We start from the raw sequence: 14,701 nt of genomic DNA, 5'->3' as shown, positions 1-14,701 counted from the left end.
TCCGGGTCTCGGCTAGCCTAGCACTGAGAAACTGCTTTCCTCATTGATGGGCCGTTTGCGCGAATAGAAGCCGACATCAATGGTCCGTTTGATATAGGGCAACTCGAATTGCAGCGGCTGGGTGTCGTGATCCGCCCCGCCCTCGCAATAGTCGATCAGGGCTGCCATCATCTTGCCCGCAATCGGCGCGTTCTTGTACTGGTTCCCGCTGGTGCCGCAGGCCATGTAGAACCCCGGCAGGCTGGATTGGTCATAGATCGGAATCCAGTCGGTCGAGGCGTCATACAGGTCCACTACCCCGCGCGTTTTGGACGGAATCCCAAGGCTGGGCACCCGTTGCGCATAACGCATCGCCTGAGTGGTCCACTGATCGGTGAAGTCGTGATTGTAGTTCACATCGTCCTCGCACCACTGATGCGGATCGCATTCCGGGTCTTCCGAGCCGACGAGGATGTGGTTGCCATGCTCGGGTCGGCAATAACAGGCGATGTCGCTGTCCGAAACGATGGTGCCGTCGTTCTCAAAGTCGAACCCCTCGGGCGCGGGCACGTGGACGACTTCTTGGCGCAGGGGGCGGGTTTCGATGGTCATGTCATCCAGAACACCTGCCATCTTGTTGACGATCGCCGATCCGGGGCCCGCGACGTTGACGACCACCTTGGCGTGGATTTCCTCGCCCGAGGCCAGTTTCACCCCGGAAACCCTGCCGCCATCCGTCAGAATCTCAACCACTTCGGCCCCGGTGCGCACCTCGGCCCCGTGTTGTTTCGCGGCATCCATCAGGTTCTGCGCCGACAGGGCCGGATCGGTGACATAACCCGCCTGCGGCCAGAACACGCCGCCCGCCATTTTGCGACCGTTGGTCTGGCCAAACTCCGGATCATCCATACGTTTGGGCGGGGTGAAACTGTCCAGAGAGTAAACCGGCAGGCGTTCGGTGATCTTCTCGGGCGACCATTCCTCGAACGGGCAATCCAAATCGGCGCTGTTGTGCATGTGCTTTTCCAGCAGCCCGTTGGCCTCGGTCTTCATGACCAGACACCCGGTTTCGCGGAACTGCGCAAGATTGGCCTCGGCAGGCAGGCCCAGGTAATCGGCCCAGTCGCGCCAGTAGTGATAGCCCTCCCACGCGAAGGCCGTGCCATCGAAGGTCGAGTAATGCATCCGGATGATCGCGCAGGACCCGGCGGTCGAGCCATGCCCGACCTGCGCATTGCGATCCAGCGACAGGGTTTTCCATCCGGCCTTGGCCATTTCGAATGCAATGGCGGCCCCGATCACCCCGGTGCCGATGATGATGGCGTCTGGTTGGCTCATTCTGTGTCTCCTTCCCAATAGCGCTTTGAATAGGCGCTGAATTCCGCGACTTCCTCGGGTCGGGGTTCGACACCGGTGAAGACGTAAAGATAGTGCGGCACCATCGACAGCCGCGTTTCCATAGGCTCGTTCAGTTGCGCAAGATCGTATCCGATCTGCATGTAGTACAGGACGCGGGCGCGGGTTTCGGCCTCAACTTCGGGGTAGCCATAGCGCGCGAACATGGCGTGCAGCGCCTGCAAGCGCCGCGCGTCGGATTGATCCAGCGCGCGCCGCACCTTGCCCGATTTACGCGCCCAGTCGCGGACGGCAAAGTCCAGCGCTGTGTCGAACAGATCGGTATTCACTACGCAGCGGTGCACGTTGCAGACGGCAGCGGTGATCGTACCTGCCGGAGCTTCGGCCTGCGCGATCAGGGCCGCCGTATTGGTTGCCTGCCAGCGGGCCAGAAGCGCGTCCAGAAGCTCCTGCCGGGACTTGAAATACCAGTAGAAAGACGACCGAGACACGGCCATCCGCTCGGCCAGGTTCAGCACTTTGATCTGGTCCACCCCGTCCGAGATCAGAACATCCATCGCCACATTCAGCCAGTCGTCACGCGTGACCTTGATGTTGCCGACCAGAGGTTCGGCCTCGGGATCGTCCCGGTGCAGGATCGGTTTGGTGTTCATTCAGCTCTCCGGCGGCGCGCCGCCCTCGGCGGTCCGGCGCGCGATGAAGTCATGCAGCGCACCCAGGCGGTCACTGTCGCCGGGCGGGGCTTTGAAGTTGTTCACGATGTCCTTCCAGACGCCCGTGGCCCGGTGATTAGCGTCAACCGATCCCCGCTCGGTCCATGTGCCGAAATTGGCGTAGTCATGCACGTGCGGTTCGTAGAACTCGGTATTATAACGCTCCATCGTCTGGCTTGAGGCAAAGAAATGCCCGCTGGGTTCAACCTCGCGCAGCGCGGTATCGTACCCGATCTCGGCAGTTCCGGCCTGCGCCCCGGCGCAGAGCTCGGCGACCATGTTCAGCACCTCGGCATCGCAGACCAGCTTTTCGAAGGACACGGTCAGCCCCCCTTCAAGCCACCCCGCAGAGTGGATAATCACCGTCGCGCCAGCCATCAGGCAGCCCCAGAGGCCAAACTGGTTTTCGTTGGCGGCTTGCACATCGTTGATATTCGCCGCCGACCCCGCCGCTGATCGCCACGGCAAACCTAGATGGCGGGCAAGTTGCCCTGCCGCCAGAGAGGCTTGGAAATGCGAGGGCGTCCCAAACGCGGGCGCACCCGATTTCATATCCACATTGCTGGTGAAGGTCCCGTAACACACCGGCGCGCCCGGCCCTGCCAGTTGCGTCAGGGTCAGCGCCGCCAAAGCCTCGGCATGGGACAATGTGATCGCCCCGGCCACGGTGATCGGAGCCATTGCGCCCATCAGCGTAAACGGGGTGATGATCGACATCTGGCCGTGGCGGGCAAAGTCGATCAGCCCCTGCGCCATCGGGATATCCAGCGTGCGCGGGCTGTTGGTGTTGATGATCGTGTAGGAATGCGGATTGGCGCGGAATTCATCGTCGGACAGGCCCCGCGCTACCGACAGCATCTCAAAGCAGTCCATCACCTGCGGCGTTCCGCGCGAGAAGAAGAACGGGAACTTGTCCGTCAACTCCATCTGCGCCTTGGTCGTGAAATAGTGGCGCAGATTGGTCGGCACGTCCTGAGGCTCGACCTGCGGCGAGATCATCTGGAACACGTCGAAATGATGGGTGAGTTTCAGAAACTCCAGATAATCCTGCCCCGTCGCGGGCCGCCGTCCGCGTTCCAGATCAGTGGCATTCGGGGCACCCGCGCCGGGCTGGAACACCAGACTGCCCAGTTCCAGCGTGAAATCGCGATCGCGCGCACCGGCGCGACATTCAATGGATTTGGGGGCCGAGGCGACCGCAGCCTCGACCAGATCGCGCCCGATGAAGACCATCTCGCTGTCTTCCACCACCTTCGCGCCTGCCTTTTCGAACAGGCGGCGGGCTTCGGGCAGCAGCACTTTGACCCCAAGTTCTTGCAGGGTGCGCAGGGCGGTTTCGTGCATGTCCGCGATCTGATCGGCCGGAAACACTTCCATCTGCGGGAAGGGGTTCCGTAGATGGCGATAGTTCACATTGCGGCTGACGGGCGGAGCGGCCTCGCGCCCGCGTCGCCGCCGTCCGCGTTCTGAGGTTTGCGACAGCATCGTCAGCCCCGCATCGCCTTGCCCTGCGGGTCATAGGCCGAGGGCGCAATGACACGCGCGGGCCGTTCAACGCCCACCACATGAACCGAGACTTCGGTTCCGGGGGCGGCCTTGTCGCGGTTGACCAGCGCCATGGCCAGTGATTTGCCAGTGTAATGCCCGTAGCCGCCCGAGGTCACAAACCCGACACGCTCGCCTTCGGCCCAGATGGGCTCATAGCCGCTGGCATCGGCATCCAGCGCATCCACCTCGAGCGTCACTTGAACCTGCGCCGGTCCGTTGCCGTCACGTTCCGCCAGTGCCGCCTCTTTGCCGACGAAGTCCTTGCCCCAGTCGATCCAGCGGTCCATGCCGGTCATTCCGGGCGTATAGAGCTGCGTGAATTCCGCCGACCAGATGCCAAAGCTCTTTTCCAACCGGGTCGAGAGCATCGCGTTGAAGCCACATTCCCGGATGCCCTCATCGACCCCAGCCTCCAGCAGCATCCGGCGCAGTTTGATGTGGTCACCATAGCGGCAGTTGATCTCATAGCCCTTCTCGCCCGTCACCGACATGCGGGCAACGCGGGCACGAACAAGGCCGATATCGAAATCGCCGCAGCCCATGAATTTCAGGCCCGAGATATCCTGTTCCGCCAGATTCTCGACCACCGCCTGCGACTTCGGTCCAACCAAGGCGAACCCGCAGTATTCTTCGCCCAGATCACGCACGGTCACACCGTCCATCATGTGATCGTCGAACCAGCGCATATGCCAGGCACGCAGGTAGTAGCTGCCCATGATCCACCAGGTGCCATCGCCCCAGTTCAGCACGGTCAGATCGCCCTTGAGCCGTCCGTTCTCACCCAGCATCGGAGCCAGCTTGGCCCGACCCGGCGCAGGCAGTTTCGAGGCCATGATCTTGTCCAACCAAGCTTGCGCATTCGGGCCGGTGACCTCGAACCGCGAAAAGCCCGAGATATCCATCAGGCCGACGCCCTCGCGGATCACCTTGCATTCTTCGGCCACAATGTCATGCGCGTTTGACCGTTTCAGCGTCGGCGTCTCTTCGAACCCTTTCGGCGCAAAATACAGCGGCACTTCGAGGTCCCAACTGACGCCCCATTTGCACCCGGCCTCAGTCATCGCGTCATGCGCCGGGGCCATTTTCAGCGGACGGCCTGCGGGCAGTTGCTCGTTCGGATAGGTCATCACGAAGCGACGGGAATAGAACTGCCCCGTCGTCTCACGGATGTACCGCTTGTTCTGCGCGAAATCCCCGTAACGGGCCACATCCATCGGCCAGGCATCCGCCTCAGGCTCGCCATGGATCATCCACTCGGCCAGCGTCTTGCCAACGCCGCCACCCTGCAGGAACCCGGCCATCACCGCACAGGCCGACCAATAGCCGCGCTTGCCCGGCACCGGACCGACCAGAGGGTTGCCATCCGGCGAGAAGGTAAATGCGCCGTTCACCCATGTCTTGATGCCGACATTCTGGATCGACGGGTAGCGTTCAAAGCCCAGCGTCAATTCGTTCTCGATCCGGTCGAGTTGTTCCTGAAACAGTTCCTCGCCATAGGTCCACGGCGCGCCGTCCATGGCCCAGTGTTCGTGGTCGACCTCGTATATGCCAACCAGAACGCCCTTTTGGTCCTGCCGCATATAGGTGAAGCCTTCGAGGTCCACGGTCATCGGCATCTCAAAATCCGCCTGCGCAACCTCGGGCACTGTATCGGTGATCAGATAGTGATGTTTCAACGGTGAGACCGGCAGTTCGACCCCGGCCATGCGCCCGACCTGTTTGGCCCAGAGACCCGCAGCATTCACCACATGCTCACAGATGATCGTACCCTTGTCGGTTACAACCTCCCAACCGTCAGCCGTTTGCGTCAGGCTTTCGACCTTGGTTTCCTCATAGTACTCAGCGCCGCGTTTCTTGGCTGCCGTTGCATAGGCCTGCACTGTGCCAGTGGTATCGATGTATCCTTCGCGATCCGCCCACATCGCGCCCAGCACGCCGTCGGTGGACATGATCGGGCAGCGTCTCTGCGCCTCTTCCGGGGACAGCAATTCGCAATCGTCAATGCCGATAGATTGAAAAATGCGATAGTTCGCCTGCAGCCACTCCCACCGTTCGGGCGTTCCGGCCAGTGTCAAACCTCCGGTCATATGCAAGCCAATATTCTGGCCCGATTCCTTCTCGATCTCGCTGAGCAGGTCGATGGTATAGGCCTGAAGGGACGCCATGTTCGGATCGGCGTTCAGCGCGTGGATGCCGCCCGCCGCATGCCAAGACGATCCCGAGGCCAGACGTCGCCGTTCCAGCATGACCACATCGGACCAGCCGAACTTGGCCAGATGATACAGAACCGAGGCACCGACAACGCCACCCCCGATGACCACAACGCGATACTGAGATTTCATCCTGCACTCCCCTGCATGACTCGCCGGGAACGCTAGACGCACTGTTCACTTCTGTCTAGACATTTCTGTCCAGTGCCGTTCGTGGAATCCCGGCACCCCTTTCGGCAGGTTTTATAGCTGTGCGCTGGGGCGAGACTTAACCTTGTCGAACCACGCCTGAGTGGCAGTGTTGCCCTCGGGGATCCGCATTTTGATAACCCGGGCGAAATCGACAAACACAAAGGCCGAGATATCAGCCAGCGTAAAGGTGTCACCCGCAACAAAAGAGCTGTCCTGCAACCGGCTTTCCAGCAGGTCAAAGAACGCCTTGGTCCTCTCAAGACCGCGTTGGGCCAGATCGGGGATTTGCGCGTAGTTGATCGGCCCCGGAATCGCCCTGTCTGCGAAGGCAGGATGCGAATTGCGCAGGGCCTCGCCGATTGGCACGCCGCCCTGTTGCTCGACAATCGTGTTCCACATCAGAACCAGACCCTTCTCATCCGGGGTTCGGCCCATCAGGGGCGGCTCGGGAAAGCGCGCTTCCAGATAGGCCGCGATGCCCAGATTTTCGGTCAGCGCCGTGCCCTCATCCGTCACCAGAACCGGGATCGTGCCACGTGGGTTCACGGCCAGAAACGCGGCGCTCAAATGCTCGCCCTTGGCGATGGAGATGTCGCGGGTCTCAACCTGTAGCCCTTTTTCTGCGATGAACATTCGGGCGCGGCGCGGGTTGGGGGCGGTTGAGCAGTCGTAGAAGATCATCGGCGGCCTCCTTAACGGCGATAGATGAAACAGCGCCCGTCGACCGCGCCTTCAGGCAGGGGCAGTTCGGTCAACGCGTCAAAATACATCCGGTCACTCGACACCATCAGCCCGCCTTCCGCCAAAAGCGGTTCGATCAGTGGGGACACAAACCGCGCGAACGCATCGTTCTTTTCGCGGTTATGCCCGCCCAGGTCGGCATGGATCAGACTGGCGGTCGCCCCGAACCGATCAACCGATGCAGGCAAAGTTTCGCGCACGTCACCCAGAATGACCCGGTCCTCGGGCGGGGTGGAATCGGGGTGTGAGGCGACGGCGCGTTCGAACACAAAGACCGGGCGGTCATGGATATGCTGCATCATGTGATGATAGGTCCGGCCATTGCCCAGACCCAGTTCGAACACCGGTCCGGTCATGCTGGACGTCTGCGCAATCGCATAATCCAGACAGGCGCGCTGCGACACCATGCGGTCGATGAACAGATCCAGACGGCTTTGATTCTCGGACACGGGGAATTCTCTCCTTGATACCAATGGCCAGCATAGATCTGGCTGTCGTTGCCCTAGATGACAAAAACTCAAGACTTTGTGTAGCCGTGAAGGCCAAGGTTTCACATTCCCGCGACGTTTCAACGAAAGAACGGGTTTGACTACACAGGCAGAACCGCGCGACACTGAGCAAAAAATCACGGGGAGTTGATAGCCGATGTCACCGACCGGCCCGGCGGGTGGAAGACCCGTATGAGCGCATTGTTGTCCGTCAGAGACCTCAGCATAGGCTTTGGCGCAGGGGAACCTGTGGTCAAAGACGTGAATTTTGATGTCGATGCCGGGCAGACCCTTGCGCTTGTGGGGGAATCGGGATCGGGCAAGACCATCTCGTGCCGGGCAGCTTTGCGCATTCTGCCCCGGACAGCCCAGATTCGCAGCGGTGCAATAACTCTGAACGATTCCAAGGGTCTTGCTGATCTGACACAAATCAGCGAACGGGAAATGCGCGGCATTCGCGGCAACCGGATTTCAATGATCTTTCAGGAACCGATGCGGTCGCTGTCGCCGCTGCACAAGATCGGCAATCAGGTGTCCGAAGTCTTGTGGCTGCATCGCGGCATGTCCGAGGCGCAGGCCCGCAAAGAGGTGCTGATACAGTTCGAGCGCGTCGGTTTCCCCGACCCGCAGCGCGCCTATGACTCGTATCCGTTCGAACTGTCGGGCGGCATGCGTCAGCGCGCCATGATCGCGATGGCAATGGTGGCAAAGCCCGAGCTGCTGATCGCGGACGAGCCCACGACGGCGCTGGATGTGACCACACAGGCGCAGGTTCTCGGGCTGATCAAGGACCTGCAGCGCGAGACGGGAATGGCGCTGATCCTTGTCACCCACGATCTGGGCGTTGTGGCCAACATGGCCGAGCAGGTGGTGGTCATGCACAAGGGCCGGGTGATGGAGGCCGGCCCCGCCGCGCCGATCCTGACCGCCCCGGCGCACCCCTATACCAAGCAGCTTTTCGACGCCGCGCCCGAGATTCCGGATCAGGAGGCGGTCGGCCTGCCGATGCCCGACGAAGACCTGATCCTGCAGATGAAGGGCGTATCCAAGACCTATACGATGCGGTCCAGCAAGGGCTGGCAATCCGACAAAGAGATCCACGCCTGTCGCGGCGTTGACCTGAACCTTGCGCGTGGTAAGACGCTGGCAATTGTCGGCGAAAGCGGCTCGGGCAAGACCACCGCCGCCCGCATCGCGCTGGGTGCCGAATTGCCCGATCCGGGTGGAGAGATTCTGTTTCGGACCGAGCCCGGCGCGGACCCGATCCCCGTCCACCGCATGAGCCGCGAGCAGCGCACCGCCTTTCAGCGCAAGGCGCAGATGGTGTTTCAGGACCCCTACAGTTCCCTCAGCCCACGCATGCGCATTCAGGACGCCATGACCGAGCCGCTGGAGATTCACCGCATCGGCTCCCCCGCAGATCAACGGGACAAGGCGGCCGAAATGCTGCAGCGCGTCGGTCTGAACGCCGACATGCTGAAACGTTATCCGCACGCGTTTTCCGGCGGGCAGCGCCAGCGCCTGTCGATCGCGCGGGCAATGATGCTGGACCCGCAGTTGATTGTCTGTGACGAACCGACCTCGGCCTTGGATGTCTCGGTTCAGGAACAGATCCTAACGTTGTTGGAAAACCTGCAGGACAGCCTGAACCTGTCGTATTTTTTCATCTCGCACGATCTTGCGGTCGTTGCCCGCATCGCTGACGAAGTTGCGGTGATGCGCCGAGGTCTTGTCGTGGAACAGGCCCCACCCGAAACACTTTTCTACAATCCGCGCCACCCCTACACCAAGGCGCTGATTGCCGCTCAACCAGAACCCGACATCAACCGCCCGATCGACCTCAAGATGGTCTCGTTGGGTGCCGGTTCGCCGGACAGTTGGGAAGAAGCCTTTCGTTTCTCTGACACCGTGCTACCCTCACTGGTGGAATTGGAACCGGGCCATAAGGTACGTTGCCATGTTTAAGACCACTCACCCCCTGATCCTTGCCGCTGCGCTGACGGCAGCATGGATGCTGCCCGCCACGGCAGAGCTACCGACCCCGCAGGAAAACGCCTTTTGGGCGTCTGAAGTACAGGCCAAGCATCTGCCCCCTGTGGAAGAGCGCCTGCCGAAAGAGCCCCTGGTCGTCGATCTAGCCGCAAAAGGGCGCGAGTTCGGAACGCCCGGCGGGACGCTGCGCACGATGGTTACGCGGTCCAAGGATATTCGTCAGATGGTCGTTTACGGCTATGCACGGCTGGTTGGCTTCGACGAAAACTATGAAATCGTCCCCGACCTGCTGGAGTCGTTCGAAAACGAAGACAACCGGAAATTCACCCTGAACCTGCGCGAAGGGCATAAATGGTCCGACGGGTCACCCTTTACCTCGGAAGATTTCCGGTACTGGTGGGAGGATGTGGCGAACAACGAAATGCTCAGCCCCTCCGGCCCGCCTGACTTCCTTGTTGTCGAGGGCAAAGCGCCGACCGTGTCTTTCCCTGATGAGACCACAGTGATCTTTGAATGGGCCGACCCCAACCCCGATTTCCTGCAGTCTTTGGCACAGGCGCGTCCGCCTTTCATCTACCGCCCGGCTGCCTTCCTGAAACAGTATCATGAGAAATTCGCCGACCCCGAAGAAATCGCCTTTCTGGTCGAGGATGCCCGCGTCAAAAGCTGGGCCGCGCTGCACAACAAGCTGGACAACCTGTATAAGTTCGACAACCACGAACTGCCCACGTTGCAGCCTTGGGTGAACGCAAGCTCGGGCAAGAAAATCCGCCACAACTTCGTGCGCAACCCCTACTACCACCGCATCGACACCAACGGGGTGCAACTGCCCTATATCGACGTTGTCGAGATGGAGATCGTCGCCCCCGGTCTGGTCGCTGCAAAGACCAATGCAGGGGAAAGCGATCTGCAGGGCCGTGGGCTAGCGTTCCGCGATGCCTCGATCCTGAAAAAGGGCGAGGCGCAGGGCAACTACAAGACGTTGCTGTGGAAAACCGGCGTAGCCTCGCAGATCGCGATTTATCCCAACCTGAACTTCTCGGATGAAGGCTGGCGGGATGTGCTGCGGGACGTGCGCGTGCGCCGTGCGCTGTCGCTGGCCATTGACCGTCAGACGATCAATCAGGCACTGTATTTCAAACTGGCCAAGCCGGGCGCGATGTCGGTCCTGCCCGCCTCACCCTTCTACAGCGAAGAAAACGCGCAGGCCTGGGCGGAGTTCGATGTTGAACAGGCCAACGCTCTGCTGGATGAAGCAGGGCTGGATCAGCGCGACAAGAATGGCATCCGGTTGCTGGCCGATGGCCGCCCGATGGAGTTGGTGATCGAAACCGCAGGCGAACGGCAAGAGGTCGAAAACGCCCTGCAGATCGTGACGGATAACTGGCGGGATGTCGGCGTCAAACTGGTGATGCGCCCGCTGGACCGCGATATTCTGCGCAACCGGGTATTTGCGGGAAATACGATGGCCTCGGTCTGGTTCGGCTGGGATGATGGCATCCCGCAGGCGCATACCTCACCCGCCTATCTGGCGCCGACTGATCAGGTGTTTCTGGCCTGGCCCAAATGGGGTCAGTATTACCAGACCGGCGGCGAGGTTGGCGAAGCCCCCGATATGCCCGAGGCCGAACGCCTAATGACCCTGGCCCACGACTGGGAAATCGCCACAACTGATGATGAGCGTACCGCCGCCTGGACCGAGATGCTGAACATCCACGCCGATCAGCTTTACGCCATCGGCATCCTGAACGGCGCACCACAGCCCATTGTCATCTCCAACCGCCTGCGCAACGTGCCGGAAGAGGCCATGTGGGCCTGGGACCCCGGCGCGCATTTCGGCATACACCGACCGGACGAGTTCTTCTTCGCCGACTGACAGGAGCAGCTAAATGATAATGCTGCGCTATGCGGTGTACCGCTTTTTCACGATGCTGCTGACGCTGCTGGTGGTGTCTGTGCTTGTCTTCGTGATCATCAACCTGCCGCCCGGCGACTATCTGAGCAACCAGATCGCCGAGCTGCAGGCCTCGGGCCAGTCCGCTGGTGTGGCCAAGGCCGAGTTCCTGCGCACCGAATATGCGCTGGATCGCCCGATGTGGGAGCAATATTTGATCTGGATGGGCTTCTGGCCCGGCCCGCACGGCTTTGCCGGGCTGCTGCAGGGCAACTACGGCTGGTCTTTTGAGTTCGACCGCCCGGTCTCGGAAATCGTCGGCGACACGCTTTGGCTGACCGTGGTCGTCAATCTGGCGGCGATCCTGTTTGTCTATGCGGTTGCCCTGCCGCTCGGGGTGATCGCCGCTGCCCGCTCGCGCACATGGATTGACTACACCTCGGCCTTTGTGGGCTATCTGGGTCTGGCGACCCCGAACTTTCTGCTCGCGCTGATCCTGTTTTACTATGGCCACCAATATTTCAACCTGCCCATCGGCGGCCTTATGGACCCCCGGTTCGAAGGCCAGCCGATGAGTTGGGACAAGCTCAAATCCATCCTCATTCACCTGATTGTGCCGACCTTTGTGATCGGCACCTCAGGCGCGTCGGCCATGATGCAGCGCCTGCGCGCCAATATGCTGGACGAGCTTGGCAAACCTTACGTGGAAACCGCCATCGCCAAGGGCATGGCCCCATCGCGGATGCTGACAAAGTACCCTTTGCGCGTGGCCTTTAACCCTTTCGTGGCGGATATCGGCAACCTGCTGCCGTCGATGGTGTCCGGCTCGGTTCTGGTCTCGGTCGTTCTGGGTCTGCAAACCATCGGCCCGACCCTGCTGACCGCGCTCAAGACACAGGACCAGTTCTTGTCGGCCTTCATCCTGATGTTCGTCGCCCTGCTGACGCTGATCGGCACGATGATTTCCGACATCCTGCTGGTCATGCTGGACCCGCGCATTCGATATGAGGGGCGCGAAGCATGACCGACCGCCCCGACGATCGCTATGTCGATGACGCCCCGTTTGACCCGGAGGCATCCGTTCAGCAACTGGAGCGCGCCGATCTGGACGCACCGAACTGGGTGCTGGTCTGGCGCAAATTCAAGACGCACAAGCTGGGCCTGATCTCGGGCATCTTCCTGCTGTTCTGCTATCTGATGCTGCCCTTCGCTGGTTTCATCGCGCCCTACGGCCCCAATGACCGTAACGGAGAGCACCTCTATGCCCCGCCCCAATCGGTGAACTGGTTTCATGAGGGTGAGTTCGTCGGACCGTATGTCTATCCCATCATAGCCGAGGCCGATCTGGAGACCTTCCAGTGGAAGTTTGTCCCCGACACCGACAACCCTCAGCGCATCCGGTTCTTCTGTGCAAGCTCGGAATACAAGCTGGCGGGCCTGATCAAGACGGACAAGCATCTGTTCTGCGCGCCCGAGGGGTCAACGCTGTTCCTGTGGGGATCTGACCGGCTGGGCCGCGATATCTTCAGCCGCATTCTTTACGGGGCGCAATTGTCGCTGACCGTGGGCCTGATCGGGATTTCGGTGTCCTTCTTCCTCGGCATCCTGTTTGGCTCGATGGCCGGGTATTTCGGCGGGCGCATCGACTGGGTCATCAACCGGGTCATCGAAATCCTGCGCTCGCTGCCCGAACTGCCGCTCTGGCTGGCGCTGTCCGCCGCTGTGCCGTCAAACTGGAGCCCCGTCGCTGTATTCTTCATCATCTCGATCATCCTCGGCATCCTCGACTGGCCCGGACTGGCGCGATCCGTGCGTGCCAAGTTCCTGTCGCTGCGTGAAGAGGAATACGTGCGTGCGGCAGAGATGATGGGCGCAAGTTCCGGACGGGTGATCCGCAAGCACCTGCTGCCGAACTTCATGTCTCACCTGATCGCCTCGGCCACCCTGTCGATCCCGGCGATGATCCTTGGGGAAACGGCGCTCAGCTTCCTTGGCCTTGGGCTTCGGGCCCCCGCGGTCAGCTGGGGCGTGATGCTGAACGATGCACAGAACCTGGCCTCGATCGAGATCTACCCGTGGACGGCCATCCCGATGCTGCCGATCATCGTGGTGGTGCTGGCGTTCAACTTCCTTGGCGACGGTCTGCGCGACAGTCTGGACCCCTATCAGCAATGAGCCTGCTTGCGTCCCTTCCCGCCACGGACAGCTACAAGACCACCGGCTCGGGTGTCCTGCCCAGCGCCTTTGCCGTATCGGAACTGGCAACCGCCAGCTTCGCGGCGGTCGGTCTGGAACTGGCCCGCCTGATGAAAGCCCTGAACCTGACGGACGCAGAGGTCGAGGTTTCTGTCGATCACCGTCTGGCCTCGCTGTGGTATGGGTTTTCATTCCGCCCCGACGGGTGGGATATGCCCAGCTTGTGGGATGCGATTGCCGGGGATTACCGGGCCTCAGACGGATGGATCAGATTGCACACAAACCTGCCGCATCACCGCGCGGCAGCTCTGAACGTTCTTGCCACGCAGGCGGATCGCGATGCGGTGACGCAAGCCGTCCGGTCGTGGAAGATCACCGATCTGGAAAACGCGGTTGTGGCGCAGGGTGGCGTTGCCGCTGCCATGCGCAGCCGGACCGAGTGGTTGGAGCATCCGCAGGGCCGCGCCGTCTCGCGCGATCCGCTGATCAGTTGGCAGGGGCCGCGCCCGGTTTCGCTGCGGGACCGGCCTCAGGCCACCTCAGCACGCCCCTTGGCCGGGTTACGTGTGCTCGACCTGACCCGCGTGCTGGCCGGGCCTGTTTCGACCCGCACGCTGGCCGGGTTCGGCGCGGATGTGCTGCGGGTTGATCCCCCGGATTGGGATGAGCCCGGCGTCATACCCGATATCTCTCTGGGCAAGCGGTGCACCTATCTGGACCTCAAATCATCAAAGGGGCTTGAGCGGCTGCAGGACCTGCTGGCGCAGGCGGATGTGTTTGTGCACGGCTACCGCCCCGGTGCTCTGGACGCGCTGGGACTGACCAAGGCCAAACGCGACGAGCTTGCCCCCAACCGGATCGAGGTCACGCTAGACGCCTATGGCTGGCAAGGCCCGTGGTCAACTCGGCGCGGCTTTGACAGTCTGGTCCAGATGAGCGCCGGAATAGCCCATGCAGGGATGGATTGGGCCCAGGCCGACAAACCAACGCCCCTGCCCGTTCAGGCGCTGGATCACGCGACCGGCTACCTGATGGCCGCCGCCGTCCTGTCGGCTCTGGCCGAGGCCGCGTCGGGCAATTCGGTCATGTACGCCCATCTGTCGCTGGCCCGCACTGCGGAACTTCTGGCCCGGCTCAGCAAGTCCGGCGGCAGCGATGAGATCGGCGCGGCCGAACCCACCGACTTCGCCCCCGCCTCCGAGGCATCGGGCTGGGGCCCCGGCCAGCGCCTGAAACCCGCCCTTACCGTGGGTGAAACAAAAATGCGCTGGGATTTGCCCGCCCAGAAACTCGGAGCTTCTAAACCGGAGTGGCCCTAGCCCTCCTGACGCACCCGCCGCGCGGCACGCGCGGCGCGGCCCAACGCTTTGGATTGCGTCTCGTCAGAGACGC

11 protein-coding genes are annotated in these 14,701 nt (G+C 61.5%); 5 read left to right on the top strand and 6 right to left on the bottom strand.

The features are described 5' to 3' along the window. Positions 1-12 precede the first annotated feature (12 nt). The 6 genes from ACR0NJ_RS10700 to ACR0NJ_RS10675 all read right to left on the bottom strand — a co-directional run bounded on the left by ACR0NJ_RS10700 (position 13) and on the right by ACR0NJ_RS10675 (position 7,188). On the bottom strand, positions 13-1,317 hold the full coding sequence (locus ACR0NJ_RS10700; RefSeq protein WP_480817117.1) for an NAD(P)/FAD-dependent oxidoreductase: 1,305 nt from the start codon (positions 1,315-1,317) through the stop codon (positions 13-15). Next, the gene (locus ACR0NJ_RS10695) at positions 1,314-1,988 is read right to left on the bottom strand and encodes a TetR/AcrR family transcriptional regulator (protein ID WP_480817116.1); all 675 of its coding nucleotides are present in this window, start codon (positions 1,986-1,988) and stop codon (positions 1,314-1,316) included. Before ACR0NJ_RS10695 ends, ACR0NJ_RS10700 begins: the two co-directional genes overlap by 4 nt. Continuing rightward, complete coding sequence (locus ACR0NJ_RS10690; RefSeq protein WP_480817115.1) at positions 1,989-3,533, bottom strand: trimethylamine methyltransferase family protein; 1,545 nt, start codon at positions 3,531-3,533, stop codon at positions 1,989-1,991. A 2-nt stretch (positions 3,534-3,535) separates the two neighbouring features. Beyond that, complete coding sequence (locus tag ACR0NJ_RS10685) at positions 3,536-5,938, bottom strand: GcvT family protein (protein ID WP_480817114.1); 2,403 nt, start codon at positions 5,936-5,938, stop codon at positions 3,536-3,538. Between the two features lie 111 nt (positions 5,939-6,049). Next, a complete protein-coding gene (locus ACR0NJ_RS10680; RefSeq protein WP_480817113.1) occupies positions 6,050-6,679 on the bottom strand; it encodes a glutathione S-transferase family protein in 630 nt (209 codons plus the stop codon). A gap of 11 nt (positions 6,680-6,690) precedes the next feature. After that, positions 6,691-7,188: a class I SAM-dependent methyltransferase gene (locus tag ACR0NJ_RS10675; protein ID WP_480817112.1), complete on the bottom strand. Its 498-nt coding sequence runs from the start codon at positions 7,186-7,188 to the stop codon at positions 6,691-6,693. A 231-nt stretch (positions 7,189-7,419) separates the two neighbouring features. Here ACR0NJ_RS10675 and ACR0NJ_RS10670 point away from each other — a divergent pair, with 231 nt between their 5' ends. From ACR0NJ_RS10670 to ACR0NJ_RS10650, 5 genes are read left to right on the top strand one after another with little or no spacing between them, the layout of a single operon-like run. After that, complete coding sequence (locus ACR0NJ_RS10670) at positions 7,420-9,192, top strand: ABC transporter ATP-binding protein (protein ID WP_480817111.1); 1,773 nt, start codon at positions 7,420-7,422, stop codon at positions 9,190-9,192. Beyond that, on the top strand, positions 9,185-11,095 hold the full coding sequence (locus ACR0NJ_RS10665) for an ABC transporter substrate-binding protein (protein WP_480817110.1): 1,911 nt from the start codon (positions 9,185-9,187) through the stop codon (positions 11,093-11,095). The genes ACR0NJ_RS10670 and ACR0NJ_RS10665 overlap by 8 nt, the downstream gene beginning before the upstream one ends. A 13-nt stretch (positions 11,096-11,108) precedes the next feature. After that, positions 11,109-12,137 carry an ABC transporter permease gene (locus ACR0NJ_RS10660; RefSeq protein WP_480817109.1) on the top strand — a complete coding sequence of 343 codons (1,029 nt, stop codon included), beginning with the start codon at positions 11,109-11,111 and terminating at the stop codon, positions 12,135-12,137. Continuing rightward, entirely contained in the window at positions 12,134-13,288 is a 1,155-nt protein-coding gene (locus ACR0NJ_RS10655; RefSeq protein ID WP_480817108.1) for an ABC transporter permease, read from the top strand. The genes ACR0NJ_RS10660 and ACR0NJ_RS10655 overlap by 4 nt, the downstream gene beginning before the upstream one ends. Continuing rightward, complete coding sequence (locus ACR0NJ_RS10650; protein ID WP_480817107.1) at positions 13,285-14,628, top strand: CoA transferase; 1,344 nt, start codon at positions 13,285-13,287, stop codon at positions 14,626-14,628. The genes ACR0NJ_RS10655 and ACR0NJ_RS10650 overlap by 4 nt, the downstream gene beginning before the upstream one ends. The last annotated feature ends 73 nt before the right edge of the window (positions 14,629-14,701 follow it).

Source organism: Ruegeria sp. F11, assembly GCF_056533855.1.
Note: the sequence above shows the minus strand (reverse complement) of the source record. Positions and strands in the feature narration are given on the sequence as shown.

What these genes read in the sequence shown, in the direction of transcription:
- ACR0NJ_RS10685 (WP_480817114.1), bottom strand. Translation starts at nt 5,938, where the DNA reads ATGAAATCTCAGTATCGCGTTGTGGTCATCGGGGGTGGCGTTGTCGGT.
- ACR0NJ_RS10660 (WP_480817109.1), top strand. Translation starts at nt 11,109, where the DNA reads ATGATAATGCTGCGCTATGCGGTGTACCGCTTTTTCACGATGCTGCTG.
- ACR0NJ_RS10700 (WP_480817117.1), bottom strand. Translation starts at nt 1,317, where the DNA reads ATGAGCCAACCAGACGCCATCATCATCGGCACCGGGGTGATCGGGGCC.
- ACR0NJ_RS10690 (WP_480817115.1), bottom strand. Translation starts at nt 3,533, where the DNA reads ATGCTGTCGCAAACCTCAGAACGCGGACGGCGGCGACGCGGGCGCGAG.
- ACR0NJ_RS10680 (WP_480817113.1), bottom strand. Translation starts at nt 6,679, where the DNA reads ATGATCTTCTACGACTGCTCAACCGCCCCCAACCCGCGCCGCGCCCGA.
- ACR0NJ_RS10650 (WP_480817107.1), top strand. Translation starts at nt 13,285, where the DNA reads ATGAGCCTGCTTGCGTCCCTTCCCGCCACGGACAGCTACAAGACCACC.
- ACR0NJ_RS10670 (WP_480817111.1), top strand. Translation starts at nt 7,420, where the DNA reads ATGAGCGCATTGTTGTCCGTCAGAGACCTCAGCATAGGCTTTGGCGCA.
- ACR0NJ_RS10695 (WP_480817116.1), bottom strand. Translation starts at nt 1,988, where the DNA reads ATGAACACCAAACCGATCCTGCACCGGGACGATCCCGAGGCCGAACCT.
- ACR0NJ_RS10665 (WP_480817110.1), top strand. Translation starts at nt 9,185, where the DNA reads ATGTTTAAGACCACTCACCCCCTGATCCTTGCCGCTGCGCTGACGGCA.
- ACR0NJ_RS10655 (WP_480817108.1), top strand. Translation starts at nt 12,134, where the DNA reads ATGACCGACCGCCCCGACGATCGCTATGTCGATGACGCCCCGTTTGAC.